The organism is Ramlibacter albus, from assembly GCF_014297445.1.
Taxonomy (GTDB): Bacteria; Pseudomonadota; Gammaproteobacteria; order Burkholderiales; family Burkholderiaceae_C; genus Ramlibacter; species Ramlibacter albus.
This window is the reverse complement of the sequence record NZ_JACORU010000001.1, coordinates 1,031,005-1,052,369: the sequence shown is the minus strand read 5'-3', so window position 1 is coordinate 1,052,369 and position 21,365 is coordinate 1,031,005. Positions and strand designations below refer to the sequence as shown.

Below are 21,365 nucleotides of genomic sequence, written 5' to 3'. Positions count from 1 at the left end.
GAAACGGCGAATTCTAGTTTACGGGCAGGTTATCCACAAATGCGGCGGTGCCGCTTGACACGGGGCGCGGGCTCTGCGATATGGCAGCGTACCGTTTGCCGGGGCATCCGTTTTCCGCGATAATCGCCGGTTCCCCGGAGTATCAACATCATGAAACGCACCTACCAACCCTCCAAAGTGCGCCGTGCACGCACCCACGGCTTCCTGGTCCGCATGAAGACCCGCGGTGGCCGCGCCGTCATCAATGCGCGCCGCGCCAAGGGCCGCAAGCGCCTGGCCGTCTAAGGCTTCGCGCGCCACCCGCGCGTGCCTCGGGCGTGCAACGGATCAAGACCCGAGCGCAGTTCGAGGCAGCCATGGCAGGCGCCCCCCTCTCCCGGACGGCCCACTTCGTGCTGCACCGGGCCGCGCTCAACTCGACAGCGCCGCAGGCTGATGAAGCCCCGGCGCTGTTTGGCGTTCAAGAGCCCTACATAGGCGCGGTAGTCCCCAAGCGCTGGGCCAAGCGGGCCGTCACCCGCAATGGCATCCGCCGGCAGATTTACAACGTGGCCGCCTTGTGCCCGTTGCCGCCGGCCGCACATGTGGTGCGGCTGCGGTCGGGCTTCGCGGGGTTCACCAGCGCGTGGTCCGAAGGCCTCAAGGCCCAGGTCCGCACGGAGCTGCAGCAGCTGTTTGCCAGAGCATGAAGCGCATCCTCATCGCCATCGTCAAGGGCTACAGGCTTCTCCTGTCGCCGTGGCTGGGTGGCGCGTGCCGCTTCACACCCACCTGCTCCGTGTACTCTCTCGAGGCGCTCGAAACCCACGGCGCCGCCTACGGCAGCTACCTCACGCTCAAGCGCATCGCGCGCTGCCACCCCTTCTGCGCCGGCGGGCATGATCCGGTCCCGCCCGCCCTCTTTCCTCAAAAGAAGAACTCATGAACGACATCCGCCGCACGATCCTGTGGGTCATCTTCGGCTTCTCGATGGTGATGCTGTGGGACCAATGGCAGGTCTACAACGGCCGCCCTGGCACGTTCCTCATCGGCACGCACAAGCCCGCTGCCAGCGCGCCTGCCGCGCGTTCGTCCGCGCCGGCGTCGACGCCCGTTGCGGGTGGCCAGCCGCCGGTGGCCACGCCAGCCGCAGGCGCATTGCCTGGCACGCCGACCGCCGCACCCGCGGTTGCGGCCGAGCGGTTCACGATCACCACCGACGTGATGAAGGTCACCTTCGACACGCAAGGCGGCACGATCGTGCGCACCGAGTTCTCGAAGCACCCCGGCGACAAGGCCCTGGGCCACAGCGACACCTTCGTGCTGCTCGACCAGACGCCCGACCACACCTACGTGGCGCAAAGCGGCCTCGTCGGCGGCGACTTCCCGAACCACACCACGGTGATGAAGGCCAGCGGCGACCGCGCGCTGAAGGAAGGCGCCAACGAGCTGGTGGTGAAGTTCGAGGGCGAGAAGAACGGCGTGAAGCTGGTGAAGACCTTCACCTTCCACCGCGGCGCCTACGACGCGGCCGTGAAGCACGAGGTGTTCAACACCGCCACCGCGCCGGTGTCGCCGCAGCTGTACGTGCAGATCGTGCGCGACGGCCGCCGCCAGGGCAGCGGCAACATGTTCACGGACCCCACGTCCACCTTCACCGGCCCGGCCGTCTACACCGAGGAGCACAAGTTCCAGAAGGTGGAGTTCGGCGACATCGACAAGAACAAGATCGAGTTCCAGAAGACGTCGAGCAAGGGCTACGTGGCGATGGTGCAGCACTACTTCGCGAGCGCGTGGATCCTGCCCGATGGCGTGCCGCACGAGAACTTCATCCGCAAGGTGGAGAACAACTACGCGGTCGGCATGATCACGCCGCCGCAGCCCGTCCCGCCCGGCGCCGCGAAGGCGTACGACGCCAAGTTCTTCGCCGGCCCGCAGGAAGAGACGATGCTCGAGCGCGTGGCGCCGGGCCTGGAGCTGGTGAAGGACTACGGTGTCTTCACCATCATCTCCAAGCCGCTGTACTGGCTGCTGTCCAAGCTGCATGGCTTCCTGGGCAACTGGGGCTGGGCCATCGTCGGCCTGGTGCTGCTGATCAAGGTTGCGTTCTTCTGGCTGCAGGCCAAGGCCTACGAGAGCATGGCCAAGATGAAGGCCATCAACCCCAAGGTGATGCAGCTGCGCGAGCGCTACAAGGACAACCCGCAGATGATGCAGCAGGAGATGATGCGCATCTACCGCGAGGAGAAGGTCAACCCGCTGGGCGGCTGCCTGCCCATCATGATCCAGATCCCGGTGTTCATCGCGCTCTACTGGGTGCTGCTGTCGTCGGTGGAGATGCGCAACGCGCCCTGGATCGGCTGGATCCACGACCTGTCGCACCCCGACCCGCTGTTCATCCTGCCGGTGATCATGACGCTCACCACGCTGCTGCAGACGGCGCTGAACCCCGCCCCGCCGGACCCGATGCAGGCCAAGATGATGTGGATCATGCCGATGGTGTTCGCGGTGATGTTCTTCTTCTTCCCCGCGGGCCTGGTGCTGTACTGGGTGACCAACAACATCCTGTCCATCGCGCAGCAGTGGCTGATCAACCGCCGCATGGGCGTGAAGGTCGAGTTCAACCTGCCGAAGTTCAAATAGGCAGGGCCGCCCAGTGCGGCGGCCCCATTGCCAGGCCGCCCGGGCGCTCGTGCTCGGGCACGCCGGCGGCGCGGTACGCCTCCACGCAGCGGCGCCGCACCGCGGGGTCCTTGAACGGCAGCACGCGTTCGGCGAAGTCGATGCTGATGCGGCGGTTCAGGCGCTGCGCCGTGGCGCCATAGCTGCGGGCCAGCTCCAGCTCGCCGCACTCCGCGTGCAGCATCGCGAGCAGCCCGTGCGGCCACACATAGGTCGGGTTGCGCGTCGCCGCGCTTTCCAGCGAAGCCTGCGCGCCGCGGTAGTCGCGCGTGATCCACTGGATGAAGCCCCGGATGGTGAGGAAGATGCCGGCGTCGTTCGGCTCCACGGCGAGCGCGCGGTCGACGGTCTGCAGCGCCTCGTCGTAGCGGCCTGACCACGAGGCCGTGTCGGCGGCGTTGAAGATCGTGAAGCCATCCGACGGTGCCAGCGCGACTGCGAGCCGCATCTGCTCCAGCGCCGCTTCGTGCTGGCCGCGCCACAGCAGCACCTTGCCGTGCGCGGTGTGCGCAGCCGCCACCCTCCAGTCGCAGGTGACCGCGCGCGCAGCGGCATTCGCCGCGTACTCGTAGCTGAGCTCCGCGTCCTCGCTCCAGCCGGAGACCGCCTCGAGCCAATACGTCCACGCCAACCGGGCGATGGCCTCCGCGTGGTCCGGCGCCAGGTTGGCGGCCGTTTCGAAGGCGGCGCGCGCCCGCAGGTTGTCTTCCGCCGTGGTGAGCTTGAAGAGCTGCAGCCCGCGCAGGATGAGGTCCTGCACCCTGGGGTCGTCCTTGCGGCGCGTTGCGGCCCCGATGGCAGGCGCTTCCTCGGAGAGGTGCGCGACGACGGCAGCGGTCTCGGGGCTCGGCTCCACGCCGAGCTCCTTGCGCAGCACGTCGCGGCACTCGTTCCATAACTGCAGCGCCTTCGCGCGAAGGCCCGCGCGGGCATGCACCTGCATCAGCGCGCGGTAGCAGCCTTCGTGCAGCGGGTCGTTCGCGAGCAACCGGCGGCCGAGGCGCACGGCCGCTTCGCGTGTGGGTGCATCGCCCGCGACCTCGCACATGCGAGTGAGCAGCGCATGCGCGGCATCGCGCAGCCGCTCGCGTTCGGCGGCTGCCCACCGGTTGAAGTCCTCACCGGCGTCGAGCGCCTCCAGGAAGTCGCCGCGCACCAGCTCGGCGGCCTCGACCAGCGCAGCAGTCTCGCGCTGCTGCGCAAGAAACTCGAAGCGGTGCACGTCCACGTCCCATGCGCCGGCGCGAAGCACGATGCGGTCTCCCTCGCTGTCCAGCAGGTCGGCGCCGCTGCCGAGCCCGCGCCGCAGCAGGTGCAGGCACTGGCGCAAGGCATTGCGCGCTTCTTCTTCACCGAGGTCGGCCCAGAGCAGCGCAACGAGCCGGGCGCGCGAAACGCCCGTGGCGTGCATCGCGCAACACGCGAGCATCGCCTGCGCCTTGCGGCCCAGGCGCACGGCGCCTTGCGGCGTTTCGAGCACGAACGCGCCGAGCAATTGCAGCCTCGGGTACGGCATGGCGGAAAGCATGCCGCCGGCCCGGCGGCGCTGCAAGCCCCGAATAACGCTTTTCTCACGCCGCGGTGACGGCCTGCGCAACGCCCTCCACCGAGAGTGGGCACTCTTCCACCAAGGAGATGCTCATGGCGATTCGACACACTCCCGGCGTCCTGGCCCTGTCCCTGCTCGCCGCGGCCGCGATGGCGGCGGAGCTGCCGCGCGAAGGCGAGATCGACTCGCGCCTGTGCTTCGGTGGCCCGATGCACGTCGTGGCGGCCGCGCCCGACGCCCGCTTCGCCTCCTACGTCGTGCGCGGCGGCACGAGCGCGACGCACCCCGCCTTCGACTCGATGGCGGTCGAGTGCACCGGCACCTTCGAGACGCGCGGCGGGGCCACGCAAAGCCTCGGCTACTGCGTGCTGCGCGACACGGACGGCCACGCGATCTACGGCAGCGATTCCATCGGCCCCGAGGGCTACGTGTGGACGTATGCCGGCGGCACCGGCAAGTTCGCAGGCATCAGCGGGCAGGGGCGCGTCGAGCGCTCCGGCGACCTCGGCCCCACCGCGACCGAGATGCGCGGTTGCCGGCGGTTCGTGGGGACATACCGGATGCGATGACAATCCATGGATGCTCTCGCGCCTCGACCAGCCCATTGCCGCCATTGCGACCGCACCGGGGCGCGGGGCGGTGGGGATCGTGCGGGTTTCGGGCAAGGCGGTTGCGGCGGTTATTGATGCGGTCTGCGGCCGCGCGCTGAAGCCCCGCGAAGCGACGTTCCTCTCGTTCAAGTCCGCCGATGCCTCGGTCATCGACCAGGGCCTCGCCATTCACTTCCCCGCGCCGCATTCGTACACCGGCGAGGACGTGCTGGAACTGCAGGCGCACGGCGGTCCCGTGGTGCTGCAGTTGCTTCTGGCGCGTTGCCTGCAAGCCGGCGCTGCCATGGGCCTGCGTGTTGCGGAGCCGGGTGAGTTCACGCGCCGCGCCTTCCTCAACGACAAGCTCGACCTCGCGCAGGCCGAAGCGGTCGCGGACCTGATCGACGCGTCCACCGAAGCCGCGGCGCGCAGCGCGAGCCGCTCGCTCGCAGGCGAGTTCTCCAACGAGATCCACACGCTGCGCGATGCGCTGGTGAACCTGCGCATGCTGGTCGAGGCCACGCTCGACTTCCCCGAGGAAGAGATCGACTTCCTCAAGAAGGCCGACGCCGAGGGGCAGCTCGAGCGCCTGCAGGCCAACGTGCAACGCGTGCTGCAACGCGCCCAACAAGGCGCGCTGCTGCGCGAGGGCATCCAGGTGGTGATCGCGGGCCAGCCGAACGCGGGCAAGAGTTCGCTGCTCAACGCGCTCGCCGGCGCGGAGCTGGCGATCGTCACGCCGATCGCGGGCACGACGCGCGACGTGGTCAGCGAGCAGATCCAGGTCGAAGGCGTCCCGCTGCACGTGGTGGACACAGCCGGGCTGCGTGAGAGCGGCGACGAGGTGGAGCGCATCGGCATCGAGCGGGCATGGGGGCGCATCGAGAAGGCGGATGCGGTGCTGTTCCTGCATGACCTCACGCGGGTCAATGACGCCGACTACAAGGCTGCCGACGTGACGATCCGCGCGAAGCTGCCCGCGGACGTCGAGATCATCCACGTCGGCAACAAGATGGACGCGGCCCCCGGCGAGCTGGCTGCCGGAATGTTGCGCGTGTCCGCGAAAACCGGCGAAGGCCTCGACACGCTGCGCAAGAAGCTCCTCGAAACCGCCGGCTGGCAAGCCGCCCCCGAAGGCGTCTTCATCGCGCGCGAGCGCCACGTGCAGGCCCTGCGCCGCGTGGAGAACCACCTCATGGAAGCCGCCGCGCAACTCGCCCGCCAAGCGCAGGCGCTGGACCTGCTCGCCGAGGAGCTGCGCCTCGCGCAGAACGCCCTCTCGGAAATCACCGGCGAATTCAGCGCCGACGACCTGCTGGGCGTGATCTTCTCGCGCTTCTGCATCGGCAAGTGATCACGCTTCGCCCCGTTCATCCCCGTACCCGAACCGAATATCCGTACGCGACGTTTCGCCGCTTGAAGTTGCCGTTTCAGCTGTAAAGGTCCGTTAGAACGCCTTGCCCGGCCGCACGCGCGCACGTACCTTTCGCGCCTATGAACGCTCCGCTGCGCATGCCCCTTCGCTTCGACATCCAGGGCCTGGTCCGCGCCGTCACGCAGGACCACTCCCCCGATGCCTTCCGCCCCCAGCTCAAGCCGGAGCAGTGGGAGCTGCTGGGCACCTACATGCAGCCCTTCGCCCTGATGCAGGGCCAGGTGCTGATCGAGCAGAACTCGCAGGACCGCACGGTGTACTTCGTCGAGTCGGGCACGCTCACGGTGCATTACCAGGACGAGAAGGGCCGCGTGCGGCTGGCGGTCGTGGGGCCGGGCTCGGCGGTCGGTGAAGGCGCCTTCTTCACGCGCCTGCCGCGCAACGCCACTGTGCAGGCAGCCAGCCCCTGCAAGATCTGGTCGATGACGCCGATCCGTTTCACGGAACTGACGAACCGCCAGCCGCAGCTCGCGCTCGAAGTGGCGATGGCGCTCGGCTCGCTGGTTTCGCGTCGCCTGGCCAATCGACCGAAGCGCGCCGCGGTCACTTAAGCAAAGGCACGTAAGCCGCGCCAGTGTGACAAAAGTCAGTGACTGGCCCGCGCCGCTGCCCTTACACTGGCCCCTGCGATCTGGAAACAAAAGTTTCCTTCGCATCAGGAGCGCACCATGGCCTTGTTCGACTGGCTGTCCCCCAAGAAGAAGTCTTCCAAATCCGACCTCGCCCCCGTGAGCTCGGGCCTGTCGCGCATGGATTCCACGCGCCCGGTCATGAAGTCCGCCAAGGTGCCGCAGCAGCCCGAGGGCCAGCCCGGCAAGCCCGCCAACCGCAAGCACGAGCGCATGGCGCGCCGCGAGCTGCTGTACGGCGTGGTGCGCGAGTGCATGGCCAACGCGGGCGTCGTGTCCGCGGGCTACAAGTTCAAGGTCCTCTCGCTCGACGCGCGGGGCCGCCAGTTCCTCGTGATGGTGGACCTGTCGCGCGAATTCGCGGGCGACGCGGTGCGCCTCGCGGAAGTGGAGGCGATGGTGGCGCAGAGCGCCAAGGCGCGCTTCGACATCATGGTCACGGCCGTCTACTGGCGCACGATCGAGCACGTCGCCACCGGCATGGCGGCGAGCAGCCGGCCCGCACCGCTCACCAGCAATTCCAAGCCGATGCCGCTCGTGTCGCAGCCTGCCCCGCTCGCAGTCGATGCGGCGCTGCCGGACGAAGCTGCGTCCCCGCGCAAGGTCGCGCCCGCGCGCTTCGAGCCGTTGAACTCGGACGAAGTGGCGGCTTTCAAGGCCGCGCTCGCGCGCGGCGTGTCGGGCAGCGAGGCGCTTACGCAAGCGCAGGAGTCGACGCCCGTGGCCAAGTCGTTCGACGGCCAGGCCAAGCACGGCCCGCAAAGCTACACGCTGCTCACCGGCTTCGAGGACACCGAGCTGCCCGACTCCGACATGCGCGTGCCCCAAGCGCTCAGCGCCACGCAGTACGGCGACCTGCGTTGAACGTTCAGCAGCTGGTCGATGCGATCGGCGCGCTGGATGCGAAGGACGCACTCCAGTGCAAGCTCACCGTGGCCGAGTGGAAGCAGCTCGCGCCCTACCTCGCCGTTCGCTTCCTGCGCGTGGGCGAGCCGCTCATGACCGAAGGCGAGGCCGACCGCGAGCTGTTCATCCTGGCCGACGGCGAGCTCGAGGTGATGGCGCAGGGCCATGCCATCGCGCATGTGCTGCCCGGCTCCGTGGTGGGCGAAGGCTCGTTCTTCTCCGGCATGCCGCGCAGCGCCACGGTCGTGCCTTCCAAGCCCGGCGTGGCCTGGGGCCTGCAGTGGGACCGCTTCGAGCTGATGGCGCACAAGCATCCGCGCTTGGCCTGTGACCTGATGAAAGGGCTGGCCGCCGTGCTGGCCATCCGCATGCGCGAGGCCGTGCTGGTGGGGCACTTCGCCTAGGTCAGTGCCCGGCGAAGTCGACGAAGTTAAACACGTCCAGCCCGCCTTCGCGCAGCTTCTTCGAGCCCCCGAGCTCCGGCAGGTCGACGATCGCGCAGCCTTCCACCACCACGCCGCCGAGTTTCTCCAGCAGCTTCTTGCCCGCCATCATCGTGCCGCCGGTCGCGATGAGGTCGTCGACGAGCACCACGCGCTGGCCGGGCTTCACGGCGTCGGTGTGCAGTTCGACCGTGGCGCTGCCGTACTCCAGCTCGTAGGTTTCTTCGACGGTGGTGAAAGGCAGCTTGCCTTTCTTGCGGATCGGCACGAACCCCACGCCGAGCTGGTAGGCGACCACCGAGCCGAGGATGAAGCCGCGCGCATCGAGCCCCGCCACCACGTCCGGCTTGTGCGTGCGCGCACGCGCGACGAACGCGTCGATCAGCACGCGGAACACCGTCGGGTCTTGCAACAGCGGCGTGATGTCGCGGAACTGCACGCCGGGCGCCGGCCAGTCCGGCACGGTGCGGATGTGGCTGCGCAGGTAGTTGGAGATCGAGTCGTTCATCGCGCTAGCCCTTCAGCAGTTTCTCCTCGGCCAGCGCCAGCGTGTCCGGCCGGCCGGAGAGCACGAGCGTATCGCCATCCTCCAGCGGCGGGTCGGTGTCCGGGTCGACGACCTTGCCATTGCCGCGGCGCAGGCTGACCACGCGCACGCCGACCGCGTGCAGCGCGAAGTGGCTCAGCGCACGGCCGAGCGCGCGCGCGCCGTAGGGCAGCGTGATGGTCGACAGGCGCTCCTGCTCGATGTCGTCCGTGGTGTCGTCGTCCGCGCCGTGGAAGTAGCCGCGCAGCAGGCTGTAGCGCTCGTCGCGCTGGTCCTGCACGATGCGGATCACGCGGCGCATCGGCACGCCGACGAGCGCGAGCGCGTGGCTCGCGAGCATGAGCGAACCTTCCAGCGTCTCGGGCACCACCTCCGTGGCGCCGGCGGCCTGCAGTTTTTCGAGGTCGCGGTCGTCCTGCGTGCGCACGATCACCGGCACGTTGGCCGCATGCGCGCGCACGTTCGCCAGCACCTTCAGCGCGCTCGGCACGTCGATGTAAGTCACGACGACGGCGGTCGCACGTGCAAGGCCCGCAGCCATCACCGCTTGCAGGCGCGCCGCGTCGCCGAACACCACCGAGTCCCCCGCCGCCGCGGCCTGCCGCACGCGGTCGGGGTCGAGGTCGAGCGCCATGTAGGGGATGTTCTCGCGTTCCAGCATGCGCGCGAGGTTCTGGCCCACGCGGCCGTAGCCGCAGATGATGACGTGCTTGTTGACGTTGATCGACTTGCGCGCGATGGTCGTCATCTGCAGCGACTGCATCATCCATTCGCTGGCCACCAGCTTCATCACGATGCGGTTGCTCCACTGGATGATCAGCGGCGTGGCCAGCATCGAGAGCACCATGCTCGCGAGCACCGGGTTGATCAGCTCCGGCGGCACCAGCCGGTTCTGCTGCGCCAGCGTCAGGAGCACGAAGCCGAATTCGCCGGCCTGCGCGAGGTACAGGCCGGTGCGCAGTGCCACGCCTTCGGTCGAGCCGAACAGCCGCGCGAGCACGCTCACCAGCGCCAGCTTGAACAGCACCGGCAGCGTCAGCAGCACCAGCACCAGCTTCCAGCGGTCGAACACCGGCCGCCAGTCGAGCAGCATGCCCACGGTGATGAAGAACAGGCCGAGCAGCACGTCGTGGAAGGGCCGGATGTCGGTTTCCACCTGGTGCTTGTATTCCGTCTCGGAGATCAGCATGCCCGCGATGAAGGCGCCGAGCGCGAGCGACAGCCCGGCCTGCTCGGTGAGCCACGCGAGCCCGAGCGTGATCAACAGCAGGTTGAGGATGAAGAGCTCCTCGCTCTTGCGGCGGGCCACCAGAGTCAGCCACCAGCGCATGACGGCCTGGCCGCCGACGAGCAGCACCGTGATGACCACCGTCGCCTTCAGGCCGGCGATCGCAAGCGCGCCGAACAGCTGCTCCGGCGGGCTGCCCAAGGCAGGGATCAGCACCAGCAAAGGCACGACGGCCAGGTCCTGGAAGAGCAGCACGCCCATGACGCGCTGGCCGTGCTCCGACTCCAGCTCCAGCCGGTCGGCCATCATCTTCACGACGATGGCCGTGCTGCTCATGGCGAGGGCGCCCGAAAGCGCCACCGCGCTTTGCCACGACATCTTCCACAGCCCCGGCGCCAGCGCGGAGAGGAACATCGAACCGAACGTGGTGATCACGACCGTGAGCACCACCTGCATCAGCCCCAGCCCGAACACGTGTTTGCGCATGGCGCGAAGCTTGTGCAGGTTGAACTCCAGCCCGATCACGAACATCAGGAACACCACGCCGAACTCGGCGAGGTGCTGCACGGCGCCGCCGCTCTTCTGGCCCAGCCCCAGTGCGTTGGGGCCGATCAGCACGCCCACCGTGAGGTAGCCGAGGATGGGGGGAAGCTTGAGCGAACGAAAGGCCACCACCCCGAGCACTGCCGCCAGCAGGTAAAGGAGGGTGAGCTCGAGGGCGGACATGCCCCCATCCTACAATCCGGCCATGACCGCGTTCGACCGCGACCGGGCCCTGCGCCTGGCCCAGGAGACATTCGACATCGAGGCGCGGGCCGTGGCCGGCCTGAAGGCCCGCACGGGCGAGAGCTTCGCGCGCGCGGTGGAGAAGATCCTCGACGTGCGCGGCCGCGTGGTCGTGATGGGCATGGGCAAGAGCGGCCACATCGGCCGCAAGGTGGCGGCCACCCTCGCCTCCACCGGCACGCCGGCGATGTTCGTGCACCCGGCCGAGGCCAGCCACGGCGACCTCGGCATGATCAAGGCCATCGACCTCGTGCTGGCGATCTCCAACGGCGGCGAGAGCGACGAGATCACCGTGATCCTGCCCGTGCTCAAGCGCCTGGGCGTGTTCATCGTCGCGATGACGGGCAACGCGTCTTCCACGCTCGCGCGGCACGCCGACGTCGTGCTCGACAGCGGGGTGGAGATGGAAGCCTGCCCCCTGCAGCTGGCGCCCACGGCCAGCACCACGGCGCAGCTGGCGCTGGGCGATGCGCTCGCGGTCGCGCTGCTCGATGCGCGCGGCTTCCGCAGCGAGGACTTCGCGCGCTCGCACCCCGGCGGCGCGCTCGGGCGCAAGCTGCTCACGCACCTGTCCGATGTCATGCGCAGCGGCGACGCCGTGCCGCGCGTGACGGCCGACACCGCTTTCCCGCAGCTGATGCGCGAGATGAGCGCGAAGGGGCTGGGCGCCTCGGCCGTCGTGGACGACCAGGGCAAGCCGATCGGCATCTTCACCGACGGCGACCTGCGCCGGCTGATCGAAAAGGGCGTGGACCTGCGCGCCGTGGTCGCGCGCGACGTCATGCATCCCGGCCCGCGCACGATCCGCGACGACGAGCTCGCTGCCGAAGCGGCGGCGCTGATGGAGCAGTACCGCATCACGAGCGTGCTGGTCGTCGATGCGGAGGGCAAGCTCGTCGGCGCGGTCAACAGCAACGACCTCATGCGGGCCAAAGTCATCTGATGAAGGGGCCCGCGCTGAACTTCGCGCCCGAGCTGCTGCTCGCCGCGCAAGGCATCAAGGTGGCGTTCTTCGACGTCGACGGCGTGCTCACCGACGGCGGCATCTACTACTCCGACCAGGGCGAGACGCTCAAGCGCTTCCACACGCTCGACGGGCACGGCCTGAAGATGCTGCAGAAGGGCGGCATCACGCCGGCCGTCATCACCGGCCGCGACTCGGCGCCGCTGCGCAAGCGGCTCGAAGGCCTCGGCGTGGTCGACGTGCACTACGGCACCGAGACCAAGCAACCCGCCGCCGAAGCCACGCTCAAGTCGCTGGGCCTCGACTGGTCCCAGGCCGCCGCCATCGGCGACGACTGGCCCGACCTGCCGGTGCTTGCGCGCTGCGCGTTCGCGGCCGCGCCGCCGCACGCGCACGCGGAGGTGAAGGCCGCGGCACGCTACGTCACTCACGCTCCCGCCGGGATGGGCGCAGCGCGCGAGTTCTGCGACCTGCTGCTCGTGGCCAGCGGCCGCTACGCGCAGCTGCTGGAGGCCTACCGGTGACCATCGCGCGCCAGTATGTGGGGCGCGCGATGGATGCCGCCACGATCTACCTGCCGGTGATCCTGATGGGCGTGCTGGCGCTCGGCACCTACTGGCTCGCGCGCAACACGCCCACGTTTTCCGCGCCGGAGGCCAAGCGCCCCCCGACGCACCAGCCCGACTACTTCATGCGCGGCTTCTCGGTGAAGTCGTTCGGCCCGAACGGGCGCCTGAGGAGCGAGCTGCACGGCAGCGAGGCGCGCCATTTCCCGGATACGGACACGCTGGAGATCGACAACGTGCGCATCCGCTCGTACAACGAGCGCGGCGCGCTCACGGTGGCCACGGCGAAGAAGGCCGTGACCAATGCCGACGGCAGCCAGGTGCAGCTGATCGGCGATGCGGTGGTCACGCGCGAGGACGCGAAGCAGGCCAACGGCACCGCGGCGCCGAAGCTGGAGATCCGCGGCGAGTTCCTGCACGCCTTCCTCGACACGGAGCGCGTGAAGTCCGACCAGCCGGTGGTGCTCAAGCGCGGCGACGACCAGTTCACCGCCGACTCGCTCGCCTACGACAACCTCGACCGCGTGCTGGAGCTGCGCGGGCGCGTGCGCGGCACCATCGCGCCGCAGCAATGAGCAACGGCAAACTGGCGTTCATCACCGGCGCGTCGAGCGGCATCGGGCAGGCGCTGGCCTTGCGCTACCACCAGGCGGGCTGGCGGCTCGCGCTCGTCGCGCGCCGCACGGGCGAGATCGAGGCGTGGGCGAAGTCGCAGGGGCTGCCCGAAGACAGCTACCGCGTGTACGGCGCCGACGTCGCCATCACCGACAGCATCGTGGGCGTGGGCCATGCGTGCATCGCGGCACAGGGCGTGCCCGACGTGGTGATCGCCAATGCCGGCATCAGCATCGGCGTGGACACGGCCGAGCGTGAAGACATCGACGTGATCGCGCGCACCTTCGCCACCAACAACATCGGGCTCGCGGCCACCTTCCACCCGTTCATCCTGCCGATGGTCAAGCGCGGCAGCGGCGCGCTGGTGGGGATCGGCAGCGTGGCGGGCATTCGCGGGCTGCCGGGGCACGGCGCCTACTGTGCGAGCAAGGCCGCGGTCATTGCCTATTGCGAGAGCGTGCGCGGCGAGCTGCGCGGCACCGGCGTGCACGTCGTCACGATCTCGCCAGGCTACATCGACACGCCGCTCACTCGCAAGAACCGCTACTCGATGCCCTTCCTGATGCAGCCGCCGGACTTCGCCGACCGCGCGTTCCGCACCATCGAGGCGGGGCGCAGCTACCGCGTCATCCCGTGGCAGATGGGCGTGGTGGCCAAGCTGCTGCGCCTGCTGCCCAACTGGCTCTACGACAGGGTGCTGGCCGGCCGGCCGCGAAAACACCGCCAGCGCGAGGACTGAGCCCGGGGACTTGCAATTGGATTTACTTTGAATTAAAGTAAATTCAATTCGAGGACACCCATGGCCCCACGCGCCTACGACACCACCACCCGCGAGCTGCAGCAGGCCGAGCTGAAGGCCCGCATCGCCGCCGCCGCCGCCGAGCTGCACCGCACGCAGGGCGCGCTCGCCACCTCCTGGGCGGACATCGCGCGCGAGGCCGGCGTCTCGCTGCCCACCGTGTACAAGCACTTCCCGACGATGGACGACCTGCTGCAGGCGTGCACGGGGCACGTCGCGGCGCAGGCGCCGCAGTTCGCGGCCGAGGCGATCGTCGCCGCGCCGGATCTGGAGGCCGCAGCCCGTGCGCTCGTCGAAGCCGTCGAGATGCAGCACCACCACTTCGCGCCCTGGCGCGCATGGCGCGAACACGGCCAGCTGCCGGCGCTGGCGCGCATGTACGAGCAGCAGCGCGTGCAGCTCACCGGGCTGTGCCAACAGGTACTCGCGCGCCACGGCGTCGATGACGCGCGCAGCGTTGCCGCCGTCTGGGAAGCACTGCTGCACTTCGAGCTGTGGCACCGCCTTGTCCACGCGCACGGCATGGCTCGCGCCGCCGCGCGCGAGCGCATCGTCCACCTGCTGCTGGCCGCCGCCGGACCCCGGCCCGCAGCCCCCACCCCCGCGCGTCCGAAACCCAGGAAGACATGATGACTGCCGTCCAGCCCTCCATCCACGCCGTTGCCGAAGACACCTACCGCATCAGCATCCCGCTGCCGCCCGAGGAATTCCCCGGCGGGTTCTCGTTCAACCAGTACCTCGTGGTCGACGACAAGCCGCTGCTGTTCCACACCGGGCCGAAGAAGCTGTTCCCGCTGGTGAGCGCGCAGATCGCCAAGGTGATGCCGCTCGAGAAGCTGCGCTACGTCGCCTTCTCGCACTTCGAGGCCGACGAATGCGGCGCGCTTGCCGAGTTCCTGGCCGCGGCGCCCGGTGCGCAGCCCGTCTGCGGGCGCGTGGCCGCGATGGTCTCCGTCAGCGACTATGTCGACGTGCCGCCGATCGCGATGGAAGACGGCCAGGTGCTCAGCCTGGGCAAGCACGAGCTCGTGTGGCAGGCCACGCCCCACCTGCCCCACGGCTGGGAGTGCGGCTACTTCTTCGACCGCACCACGCAGACGCTCTTCTGCGGCGACCTCTTCACGCAGCCAGGCACGGGCGAAGTGCCGCTGACCGACGGCGACATCCTCGGCCCGAGCGAAGCCTTCCGCAAGCAGGAGGACTACTTCTCCTACTCGCGCGATGCCGGTGCCCTGATGGAGAAGCTCGCCAGCCTGAAGCCGCGCGTCCTCGCGTGCATGCACGGCAGTGCGTGGAAGGGCGACGGCGCCGGCATGTTGCGCCAGCTCGGCGCGGCCCTCGCCGCCTGAGCGCCACCAACGAAAAAGGCTCCCGTCGGGAGCCTCATTGCACGCACGAGGCCACGGGCCTCGTCATCGCGCCGGTTCAGTAGCCGCCGCGGCCACCACCGCCGCCGCCGCCACCGCCACGCGGGCCGGTGCCGTACGGGCTGCGGAAACCGCCGTCCTGGCCGCCGCGGCCACCGCCGCCGCCGCCACCACCACCGTAGCCGCCGCGGCCACCGCCGCCGCCGCCACCACCACCGTAGCCACCGCCGCCGCCACCACCATAGCCGCCGCCGCCACCGCCACCGGGGCGGCGCTCCATCGGGCGCGCTTCGTTAACGACGACGCTGCGGCCACCCAGCGGCTGGCCGTTCATGCCGTTGATGGCTGCCTGGGCTTCGGCATCGCTGCCCATCTCGACGAAGCCAAAGCCCTTGGAGCGGCCGGTCTCGCGCTCCATCATGACCTTGGCAGAGGTGACCTGGCCGAACTGGCTGAACGCCTGCTCCAGGTCACTGTCGCGCATCTGGTAAGGCAGGTTGCCTACGTAAAGTTTGTTGCCCATTGACAGGGACTCCTGAGAAAACACAAAAACCGCGCGATGGAGTCCCGAAAACGCATTCAACCCGTATTAAAGCGACGCGAAAAAGAACCTTGACACCGCAACCTGCGCGGAGAACTGCTCGAACCACGCGCGGTCATTATGAAGCAGATACGCAGGCGAATGTAAAGCACATGTTCCCCCAGAAAACCCTCATTCGGGGGAGCGCTTAAAGCGTTCGTGTGACTTGCGCGCAACGGGTGCTACCAATTCACTTCGCGCTCCGGCGTGGAGCCGATCCGGTGGATGGCGATGTCGGCACCTTCGTGTTCCTCTTCGGCCGTCAGGCGCAGCCCCGTCGCCGTCTTGAGCACGCCGTAGACGACGAACCCGGCCGCCACGGCCCACGCGACCCCGATGGCGCTGCCGACCAATTGCGCGCCGAAGCTCACGCCGCCCAGCCCGCCCAGCGCCTTGCTGCCGAAGATGCCCGCCGCGAGCCCGCCCCACAGGCCGCACAGGCCGTGCAGCGGCCACACGCCCAGCACGTCGTCGATCTTCCAGCGGTTCTGCGTGAGCGTGAACATGAACACGAAGATCGCGCCCGCGCCGCCGCCCACGACGAAGGCGCCCACGGGATGCATCAAATCCGAACCCGCGCACACGGCCACGAGGCCCGCGAGCGGCCCGTTGTGCACGAAGCCGGGGTCGTTGCGGCCCAGGACGACGGCCGCGAGCGTGCCGCCCACCATGGCCATCAGCGAGTTCACCGCGACGAGGCCGGAGATCTTGTCCAGCGTCTGCGCGCTCATCACGTTGAAGCCGAACCAGCCGACGGTGAGGATCCACGCGCCCAGCGCGAGGAAAGGGATGTTGGAGGGTGGGTGCGCGGAGATCGCGCCGTCCTTGCGGTAGCGGTTGCTGCGCGCGCCGAGCAGGATGACCGCGGGCAGCGCCAGCCAGCCGCCGACCGCGTGCACGACGATGGAGCCGGCGAAGTCGTGGAACTCCTCGCCGGTGAGCGCCTTGATCCAGCCCTGGATGCCGAAGCGCTGGTTCCACGCCACGCCCTCGAACAACGGGTACACCAGCCCGACGATCACCGCCGTCGCAATCAGCTGCGGCCCGAAGCGTGCGCGCTCCGCGATGCCGCCCGAAATGATCGCGGGGATGGCGGCGGCGAAGGTCAGCAGGAAGAAGAACTTCACCAGCTCGTAGCCGTTCTTCGCGGCCAGTTGTTCGGCGCCAACCATGAAGCTGGCGCCATAGGCCACGCCATATCCGACGGCGAAGTAGGCGACGGTGGAAACGGAGAAATCGACCAGGATCTTCACGAGCGCGTTGACCTGGTTCTTCTTGCGGACGGTGCCCAGCTCGAGGAAAGCAAAGCCGGAATGCATCGCCAGCACCATGATTGCGCCGAGCAGGATGAACAGGGCGTCCGCGCCCTGTTTGTGTGCGTCCATAAGTCCCTCGTGGATGTGAACTGCGTTGTGTTGGTGCGAAACCGTGCGTTCCGCGCTTTGTGCACCAACTCGAAGCAAAAACCGCGCCAGAAGCGTGCAGTTGCGGCGGTGCAATAAAATCGCAGGCTTGCAACCCTTCCTGATCTCCACGGGCCTCGTGGCCCTCGCCGAAATGGGCGACAAGACCCAGCTCCTTTCCTTGGTGCTGGCCGCGCGCTTCCGCAAGCCCTGGCCGATCGCGCTGGGCATCCTCGTGGCAACGCTTGTCAACCACGGCCTGGCCGGCGCGCTCGGTGCGTGGATCACCCAGGCGCTGAGCCCGCAGGTGCTGCGCTGGATCCTCGGCGGCTCCTTCATCGCGATGGCGGTGTGGATGCTCATCCCCGACAAGCTGGACGAAGACGACACGAAGTCCGCCGGCGTCTCGCGCTCGGGCGTGTTCCTGGCGACCCTCGTGGCCTTCTTCCTGGCCGAGATGGGCGACAAGACGCAGGTCGCCACCGTGATGCTTGCCGCGCGCTTCGACGCGTGGCTGCCGGTCGTGCTGGGCACCACGTTCGGCATGATGCTGGCCAACGTGCCCGTGGTGTGGTTCGGCGACCGGCTCACGCGGCGCGTGCCGATCAAGGCCGTGCACATGACCAGCGCGGTGATCTTCCTCGCGCTCGGTGTGTACGCGCTGCTCTAGGTATACTTCGCCCACAGCGCCGATTTGCCTCGCTTGCGGGCGCTTTAACAAATGCCGCTAAAGAAGCTGGACGAACCCGGCCTCGTGTAGCGGCCGGGTTTTTTCTTGTCCATGAGCTTCATCGCCACACCGCAGTCCATGCATTTCGACGCGCCGCTCGCGCTGAGCAGCGGCGCGTCGGTGCGCGACTACTCCCTCGCCTACGAAACCTACGGCACGCTCAATGCCGACCGCAGCAACGCGGTGCTGATCTGCCACGCCCTCAATGCGTCGCACCATGTGGCGGGCGTGTACGAAGGCCAGCCCAAGTCCGAGGGCTGGTGGGACACGATGATCGGCCCGGGCAAGCCGGTGGACACGGACCGCTTCTTCGTCATCGGCGTCAACAACCTCGGCTCCTGCTTCGGCTCGACCGGGCCGATGCACAAGAACCCGGACACGGGGCGTGTCTACGGCGCGGACTTCCCGGTGGTGACCGTAGAGGACTGGGTCAACGCGCAGGCGCGCCTGCTCGACGGCCTGGGCATCCGGCAGCTCGCGGCCGTGATGGGCGGCAGCCTCGGCGGCATGCAGGCGCTGTCGTGGACGCTGCAGTATCCCGAGCGCGTGCGCCATGCGGTGGTCGTGGCGAGCGCGCCGAACCTTACGGCGGAGAACATCGCGTTCAACGAGGTCGCGCGCCGCGCGATCGTCACCGACCCCGACTTCCACGGCGGCCACTTCTACGAGCACGGCGTCGTTCCGCAACGCGGCCTGCGCATCGCGCGGATGATCGGCCACATCACGTATCTGAGCGACGACGTGATGAACGAGAAGTTCGGCCGGCAGCTGCGCAACGGCCTGGACCTGCAGTACACCACGCAGGACATCGAGTTCCAGATCGAGAGCTACCTGCGCTACCAGGGCGACAAGTTCAGCGAGTACTTCGACGCCAACACCTACCTGCTGATCACGCGCGCGCTCGACTACTTCGACCCCGCCAAGAAGTTCGACGGCAACCTGTCGAAGGCGCTCGCCGCCGCGACCGCGAAATTCCTGCTCGTGAGCTTCACCACCGACTGGCGCTTCTCGCCGGCGCGCAGCCGCGAGATGGTGAAGGCGCTGCTGGAGAACAACCGAGACGTGAGCTACGCCGAAGTCGATGCGCCGCATGGTCACGATGCGTTCCTGCTGGAGGACCCGCAGTACCTCGGCGTCGTACGGGCCTACTTCGAGCGCATCGCGAAGGAGTTCCCGGCATGAGCGATCGCAAGACGATGGAGATCATTGCATCGCTCGTGCCGCAGGGCTCGCGCGTGCTCGACCTCGGCTGCGGCGACGGCGCGATGCTCGACTTCCTCCAGCAGGAACGTGGCTGCTCGGGCTACGGCATCGAGATCGACGACGCCAACGTGCTCGCCTGCACGAAGCGCGGCGTGAACGTGATCCAGTTGAACCTGGAAGAAGGCCTGTCGATGTTCGGAGACGCCACGTTCGACGTCGTGCTGCAGGTGGACACGCTGCAGCACCTGCGCAATGCCGAAGTGATGCTGCGCGAGACGGCGCGCGTGGGCAAGTGCGGCGTCGTGGCCTTCCCCAACTTCGCGCATTTCCCCAACCGGCTCTCGATCCTGCGCGGCCGCATGCCGGTGACCAAGCGCCTGCCGTACCAGTGGTACGACACGCCCAACATCCGCGTGGGCACGTTCAAGGACTTCGAGGTGCTCGCCACCAAGAACCGCCTGACCATCCTCGACGCCTTCGGGTTGCAGGACGGGCAGGTGCGGCGCATGTTGCCGAATCTCCTCGCAAGCACCGCGGTTTTCAAGTTCGAGCGCGGGTGAGATAACATCGCGGCTGCCGGGAAAGCAGCCTCCCGGGCCGCAAGGCAAGACGGTGTCCCGTCCAAGTGCTGGTAACTTCGCAATGGAGTTCCCCATGGACACCGTACAACCCGAATCCATTTCCCCTGCCGAATTGAACGCGCTCATGGCGCGTGCCGACGCGCCGTTGCTGCTCGATGTGCGCAGGCGTGCGCGCTTCGACGCAAGCCCCACGATGCTGGCCGGCGCGCACTACTGTGCGCCCGAGGACGTCGCGGCGTTCGCGCTCTCGAACGAGAAGCGAGACGTCATCGTCTACTGCGTCTACGGGCACGAAGTCGGCTGCGACGCCGCACGCACGCTGCGCGAGGCGGGCTGGAACGCGCGCTTCCTCGCCGGTGGCATCGAAGGCGGTGAACCGGGCGTCGACTCGCCGCAGGACATCGCCGCATGGCGTTCGCAACCGTTGCCGACCGTGCCGAAGGAGACGGCATGACGGTGAGTTTCGGCGAGGCGTTCAAGTTCTGGCTGAAGCTCGGCTTCATCAGCTTCGGCGGGCCGGCCGGGCAGATCGCGATCATGCACCGCGAGCTGGTGGAGCAGAAGCGCTGGATCTCCGAGCGGCGCTTCCTGCATGCGCTGAACTACTGCATGGTGCTGCCCGGGCCCGAGGCGCAGCAGCTGGCCACCTACATCGGCTGGCTGATGCACCGCACCTGGGGCGGCATCGTCGCGGGCGGGCTGTTCGTGCTGCCGTCGCTCTTCATCCTCATCGCGCTGTCGTGGGTGTACGTGGCGTTCGGGCACGTCGAGTGGGTGGCGGGTTTGTTCTACGGCATCAAGCCCGCGGTGGCGGCGATCGTCATCCATGCGGTGTGGCGCATCGGCAGCCGTACGCTGAAGAACCCGCGCCGGACACCGGCCTTGTGGGTGATCGCGTTGCTCAGTTTCGTGGCGCTGGCGGTCCTGGATGTGCCGTTCCCGTTGGTGGTGCTCACGGCAGGGATCGCAGGTGCGATCGGCGGCCGCGTGTCGCCCGCGCAGTTCAGCACCGGCAGCGGCCACGCCGCCGCGGACAAGGACTACGGGCCTGCGTTGATCGACGACCACACACCGACGCCGCCGCATGCGACCTTCGCGAAGTCGCGCCTCGCGAAGGTGGTGATCGCGGGCGCGCTTCTATGGCTGCTTCCCATGGGCGCGATCGTCGCGACGCAAGGCTGGAACGCCACGCTGGCCCAGATGGGCTGGTTCTTCACCAAGGCCGCGCTGCTCACGTTCGGCGGTGCGTACGCGGTGCTGCCGTACGTGTACCAGGGCGCGGTGGAGCACTACCAGTGGCTCACGGGGCCGCAGATGATCGACGGCCTGGCGCTGGGCGAGACGACGCCGGGGCCGCTGATCATGGTCGTGGCCTTCGTTGGCTTCGTCGGCGGCTGGACGAAGCAGGTCCTGGGTCCCGACGCGCTGTTCCTCGGTGCCGCGCTCGCCGCGACGGTCGTCACCTGGTTCACTTTCCTGCCGTCGTTCCTGTTCATCCTCGCGGGCGGGCCGCTGGTGGAATCCACGCATGGCAACCTGAAGTTCACAGCGCCGCTGACCGCCATTACGGCGGCGGTGGTCGGCGTGATCGCGAGCCTGGCTGTGTTCTTTCTCTGGCACATCGGCCGCACGCCGTCCGGCGGCGTCGATACGGTCGCGCTGCTCATCGCGGCCGCGGCGGCAATCGCACTCTTTCGTTTGAAGTGGGGCGTGATCCCCGTCATCGCGACATGCGCGGTCGCAGGCATGGTTCTGCGGATTGCAGGACTCGCATGAACCGGTA

The 21,365-nt window shown here is 68.3% G+C and carries 25 protein-coding genes; 20 read left to right on the top strand and 5 right to left on the bottom strand.

Features of this window, described 5'->3' with window-relative positions:
* Positions 1 to 150: 150 nt before the first annotated feature.
* Genes rpmH through yidC form a run of 4 tightly spaced genes read left to right on the top strand, consistent with a single transcriptional unit; the run spans position 151 to position 2,622 of the window.
* Positions 151 to 285, top strand: coding sequence for a 50S ribosomal protein L34 (rpmH, locus tag H8R02_RS04785; RefSeq protein ID WP_027101598.1), 135 nt, complete (start codon positions 151 to 153; stop codon positions 283 to 285).
* Positions 286 to 317: 32 nt separating this feature from the next.
* On the top strand, positions 318 to 689 hold the full coding sequence (locus tag H8R02_RS04780) for a ribonuclease P protein component (RefSeq protein ID WP_187080184.1): 372 nt from the start codon (positions 318 to 320) through the stop codon (positions 687 to 689).
* The gene (gene yidD / locus H8R02_RS04775; protein ID WP_187080183.1) at positions 686 to 925 is read left to right on the top strand and encodes a membrane protein insertion efficiency factor YidD; all 240 of its coding nucleotides are present in this window, start codon (positions 686 to 688) and stop codon (positions 923 to 925) included. Before H8R02_RS04780 ends, yidD begins: the two co-directional genes overlap by 4 nt.
* Positions 922 to 2,622, top strand: a complete 1,701-nt coding sequence (yidC, locus tag H8R02_RS04770) for a membrane protein insertase YidC (protein WP_187080182.1) — start codon at positions 922 to 924, stop codon at positions 2,620 to 2,622. The genes yidD and yidC overlap by 4 nt, the downstream gene beginning before the upstream one ends.
* Here yidC and H8R02_RS04765 read toward each other — a convergent pair.
* Positions 2,615 to 4,177, bottom strand: coding sequence for an AfsR/SARP family transcriptional regulator (locus H8R02_RS04765; protein WP_187080181.1), 1,563 nt, complete (start codon positions 4,175 to 4,177; stop codon positions 2,615 to 2,617). The two genes, yidC and H8R02_RS04765, sit on opposite strands and share 8 nt — an antisense overlap.
* Before the next feature lie 125 nt (positions 4,178 to 4,302).
* Here H8R02_RS04765 and H8R02_RS04760 point away from each other — a divergent pair, with 125 nt between their 5' ends.
* The 5 genes from H8R02_RS04760 to H8R02_RS04740 all read left to right on the top strand — a co-directional run bounded on the left by H8R02_RS04760 (position 4,303) and on the right by H8R02_RS04740 (position 8,174).
* A complete protein-coding gene (locus tag H8R02_RS04760; protein ID WP_187080180.1) occupies positions 4,303 to 4,779 on the top strand; it encodes a hypothetical protein in 477 nt (158 codons plus the stop codon).
* 10 nt (positions 4,780 to 4,789) lie between these two features.
* Complete coding sequence (gene mnmE / locus H8R02_RS04755) at positions 4,790 to 6,154, top strand: tRNA uridine-5-carboxymethylaminomethyl(34) synthesis GTPase MnmE (RefSeq protein WP_187080179.1); 1,365 nt, start codon at positions 4,790 to 4,792, stop codon at positions 6,152 to 6,154.
* A gap of 140 nt (positions 6,155 to 6,294) precedes the next feature.
* On the top strand, positions 6,295 to 6,786 hold the full coding sequence (locus H8R02_RS04750; RefSeq protein WP_187080178.1) for a Crp/Fnr family transcriptional regulator: 492 nt from the start codon (positions 6,295 to 6,297) through the stop codon (positions 6,784 to 6,786).
* A 117-nt stretch (positions 6,787 to 6,903) separates the two neighbouring features.
* Entirely contained in the window at positions 6,904 to 7,728 is an 825-nt protein-coding gene (locus tag H8R02_RS04745) for a hypothetical protein (protein ID WP_187080177.1), read from the top strand.
* Positions 7,725 to 8,174 carry a Crp/Fnr family transcriptional regulator gene (locus tag H8R02_RS04740; RefSeq protein WP_187080176.1) on the top strand — a complete coding sequence of 150 codons (450 nt, stop codon included), beginning with the start codon at positions 7,725 to 7,727 and terminating at the stop codon, positions 8,172 to 8,174. Before H8R02_RS04745 ends, H8R02_RS04740 begins: the two co-directional genes overlap by 4 nt.
* A 1-nt stretch (position 8,175) precedes the next feature.
* Here H8R02_RS04740 and H8R02_RS04735 read toward each other — a convergent pair whose 3' ends face one another.
* Together H8R02_RS04735 and H8R02_RS04730 are read right to left on the bottom strand one after the other, a co-directional pair.
* Positions 8,176 to 8,721 (bottom strand): adenine phosphoribosyltransferase, encoded by a 546-nt coding sequence (locus H8R02_RS04735; RefSeq protein ID WP_187080175.1) that lies wholly within the window; start codon positions 8,719 to 8,721, stop codon positions 8,176 to 8,178.
* A 4-nt stretch (positions 8,722 to 8,725) separates the two neighbouring features.
* The gene (locus H8R02_RS04730; RefSeq protein WP_187080174.1) at positions 8,726 to 10,714 is read right to left on the bottom strand and encodes a monovalent cation:proton antiporter family protein; all 1,989 of its coding nucleotides are present in this window, start codon (positions 10,712 to 10,714) and stop codon (positions 8,726 to 8,728) included.
* Between the two features lie 22 nt (positions 10,715 to 10,736).
* Here H8R02_RS04730 and H8R02_RS04725 point away from each other — a divergent pair, with 22 nt between their 5' ends.
* From H8R02_RS04725 to H8R02_RS04700, 6 genes are read left to right on the top strand one after another with little or no spacing between them, the layout of a single operon-like run.
* Positions 10,737 to 11,717, top strand: a complete 981-nt coding sequence (locus H8R02_RS04725; RefSeq protein ID WP_255429142.1) for a KpsF/GutQ family sugar-phosphate isomerase — start codon at positions 10,737 to 10,739, stop codon at positions 11,715 to 11,717.
* The gene (locus H8R02_RS04720) at positions 11,717 to 12,262 is read left to right on the top strand and encodes a KdsC family phosphatase (RefSeq protein WP_187080172.1); all 546 of its coding nucleotides are present in this window, start codon (positions 11,717 to 11,719) and stop codon (positions 12,260 to 12,262) included. Before H8R02_RS04725 ends, H8R02_RS04720 begins: the two co-directional genes overlap by 1 nt.
* Before the next feature lie 29 nt (positions 12,263 to 12,291).
* Positions 12,292 to 12,879, top strand: a complete 588-nt coding sequence (gene lptC / locus H8R02_RS04715) for an LPS export ABC transporter periplasmic protein LptC (protein WP_187080599.1) — start codon at positions 12,292 to 12,294, stop codon at positions 12,877 to 12,879.
* On the top strand, positions 12,876 to 13,658 hold the full coding sequence (locus H8R02_RS04710) for an SDR family oxidoreductase (RefSeq protein ID WP_187080171.1): 783 nt from the start codon (positions 12,876 to 12,878) through the stop codon (positions 13,656 to 13,658). Before lptC ends, H8R02_RS04710 begins: the two co-directional genes overlap by 4 nt.
* 60 nt (positions 13,659 to 13,718) lie before the next feature.
* A complete protein-coding gene (locus H8R02_RS04705) occupies positions 13,719 to 14,348 on the top strand; it encodes a TetR/AcrR family transcriptional regulator (RefSeq protein WP_187080170.1) in 630 nt (209 codons plus the stop codon).
* Complete coding sequence (locus tag H8R02_RS04700) at positions 14,345 to 15,067, top strand: FprA family A-type flavoprotein (RefSeq protein WP_187080169.1); 723 nt, start codon at positions 14,345 to 14,347, stop codon at positions 15,065 to 15,067. Before H8R02_RS04705 ends, H8R02_RS04700 begins: the two co-directional genes overlap by 4 nt.
* A 76-nt stretch (positions 15,068 to 15,143) precedes the next feature.
* Here H8R02_RS04700 and rbp read toward each other — a convergent pair whose 3' ends face one another.
* Both rbp and H8R02_RS04690 read right to left on the bottom strand, forming a co-directional pair.
* On the bottom strand, positions 15,144 to 15,608 hold the full coding sequence (gene rbp / locus H8R02_RS04695) for an RNA-binding regulator (protein WP_187080168.1): 465 nt from the start codon (positions 15,606 to 15,608) through the stop codon (positions 15,144 to 15,146).
* Positions 15,609 to 15,847: 239 nt separating this feature from the next.
* Positions 15,848 to 17,050, bottom strand: coding sequence for an ammonium transporter (locus H8R02_RS04690; RefSeq protein WP_187080167.1), 1,203 nt, complete (start codon positions 17,048 to 17,050; stop codon positions 15,848 to 15,850).
* 127 nt (positions 17,051 to 17,177) lie between these two features.
* On the opposite strand from H8R02_RS04690, the gene H8R02_RS04685 reads away from it, so the two are divergent.
* From H8R02_RS04685 to chrA, 5 genes are all read left to right on the top strand, one after another.
* Positions 17,178 to 17,738 (top strand): TMEM165/GDT1 family protein, encoded by a 561-nt coding sequence (locus H8R02_RS04685; protein WP_187080166.1) that lies wholly within the window; start codon positions 17,178 to 17,180, stop codon positions 17,736 to 17,738.
* A 111-nt stretch (positions 17,739 to 17,849) separates the two neighbouring features.
* Positions 17,850 to 18,980 carry a homoserine O-succinyltransferase MetX gene (gene metX, locus H8R02_RS04680; protein ID WP_187080165.1) on the top strand — a complete coding sequence of 377 codons (1,131 nt, stop codon included), beginning with the start codon at positions 17,850 to 17,852 and terminating at the stop codon, positions 18,978 to 18,980.
* Positions 18,977 to 19,561: a methionine biosynthesis protein MetW gene (gene metW / locus H8R02_RS04675; protein WP_187080164.1), complete on the top strand. Its 585-nt coding sequence runs from the start codon at positions 18,977 to 18,979 to the stop codon at positions 19,559 to 19,561. Before metX ends, metW begins: the two co-directional genes overlap by 4 nt.
* 94 nt (positions 19,562 to 19,655) lie before the next feature.
* A complete protein-coding gene (locus tag H8R02_RS04670) occupies positions 19,656 to 20,036 on the top strand; it encodes a rhodanese-like domain-containing protein (protein WP_187080163.1) in 381 nt (126 codons plus the stop codon).
* Positions 19,991 to 21,358, top strand: coding sequence for a chromate efflux transporter (gene chrA / locus H8R02_RS04665; RefSeq protein WP_187080162.1), 1,368 nt, complete (start codon positions 19,991 to 19,993; stop codon positions 21,356 to 21,358). Before H8R02_RS04670 ends, chrA begins: the two co-directional genes overlap by 46 nt.
* Positions 21,359 to 21,365: the final 7 nt, after the last annotated feature.

What these genes read in the sequence shown, in the direction of transcription:
- rpmH (WP_027101598.1), top strand. Translation starts at nt 151, where the DNA reads ATGAAACGCACCTACCAACCCTCCAAAGTGCGCCGTGCACGCACCCAC.
- yidD (WP_187080183.1), top strand. Translation starts at nt 686, where the DNA reads ATGAAGCGCATCCTCATCGCCATCGTCAAGGGCTACAGGCTTCTCCTG.
- yidC (WP_187080182.1), top strand. Translation starts at nt 922, where the DNA reads ATGAACGACATCCGCCGCACGATCCTGTGGGTCATCTTCGGCTTCTCG.
- H8R02_RS04765 (WP_187080181.1), bottom strand. Translation starts at nt 4,177, where the DNA reads ATGCCGTACCCGAGGCTGCAATTGCTCGGCGCGTTCGTGCTCGAAACG.
- H8R02_RS04760 (WP_187080180.1), top strand. Translation starts at nt 4,303, where the DNA reads ATGGCGATTCGACACACTCCCGGCGTCCTGGCCCTGTCCCTGCTCGCC.
- mnmE (WP_187080179.1), top strand. Translation starts at nt 4,790, where the DNA reads ATGCTCTCGCGCCTCGACCAGCCCATTGCCGCCATTGCGACCGCACCG.
- H8R02_RS04750 (WP_187080178.1), top strand. Translation starts at nt 6,295, where the DNA reads ATGAACGCTCCGCTGCGCATGCCCCTTCGCTTCGACATCCAGGGCCTG.
- H8R02_RS04745 (WP_187080177.1), top strand. Translation starts at nt 6,904, where the DNA reads ATGGCCTTGTTCGACTGGCTGTCCCCCAAGAAGAAGTCTTCCAAATCC.
- H8R02_RS04735 (WP_187080175.1), bottom strand. Translation starts at nt 8,721, where the DNA reads ATGAACGACTCGATCTCCAACTACCTGCGCAGCCACATCCGCACCGTG.
- H8R02_RS04730 (WP_187080174.1), bottom strand. Translation starts at nt 10,714, where the DNA reads ATGTCCGCCCTCGAGCTCACCCTCCTTTACCTGCTGGCGGCAGTGCTC.
- H8R02_RS04725 (WP_255429142.1), top strand. Translation starts at nt 10,737, where the DNA reads ATGACCGCGTTCGACCGCGACCGGGCCCTGCGCCTGGCCCAGGAGACA.
- H8R02_RS04720 (WP_187080172.1), top strand. Translation starts at nt 11,717, where the DNA reads ATGAAGGGGCCCGCGCTGAACTTCGCGCCCGAGCTGCTGCTCGCCGCG.
- lptC (WP_187080599.1), top strand. Translation starts at nt 12,292, where the DNA reads ATGGATGCCGCCACGATCTACCTGCCGGTGATCCTGATGGGCGTGCTG.
- H8R02_RS04710 (WP_187080171.1), top strand. Translation starts at nt 12,876, where the DNA reads ATGAGCAACGGCAAACTGGCGTTCATCACCGGCGCGTCGAGCGGCATC.
- H8R02_RS04705 (WP_187080170.1), top strand. Translation starts at nt 13,719, where the DNA reads ATGGCCCCACGCGCCTACGACACCACCACCCGCGAGCTGCAGCAGGCC.
- H8R02_RS04700 (WP_187080169.1), top strand. Translation starts at nt 14,345, where the DNA reads ATGATGACTGCCGTCCAGCCCTCCATCCACGCCGTTGCCGAAGACACC.
- rbp (WP_187080168.1), bottom strand. Translation starts at nt 15,608, where the DNA reads ATGGGCAACAAACTTTACGTAGGCAACCTGCCTTACCAGATGCGCGAC.
- H8R02_RS04690 (WP_187080167.1), bottom strand. Translation starts at nt 17,050, where the DNA reads ATGGACGCACACAAACAGGGCGCGGACGCCCTGTTCATCCTGCTCGGC.
- metX (WP_187080165.1), top strand. Translation starts at nt 17,850, where the DNA reads ATGAGCTTCATCGCCACACCGCAGTCCATGCATTTCGACGCGCCGCTC.
- metW (WP_187080164.1), top strand. Translation starts at nt 18,977, where the DNA reads ATGAGCGATCGCAAGACGATGGAGATCATTGCATCGCTCGTGCCGCAG.
- H8R02_RS04670 (WP_187080163.1), top strand. Translation starts at nt 19,656, where the DNA reads ATGGACACCGTACAACCCGAATCCATTTCCCCTGCCGAATTGAACGCG.
- chrA (WP_187080162.1), top strand. Translation starts at nt 19,991, where the DNA reads ATGGCGTTCGCAACCGTTGCCGACCGTGCCGAAGGAGACGGCATGACG.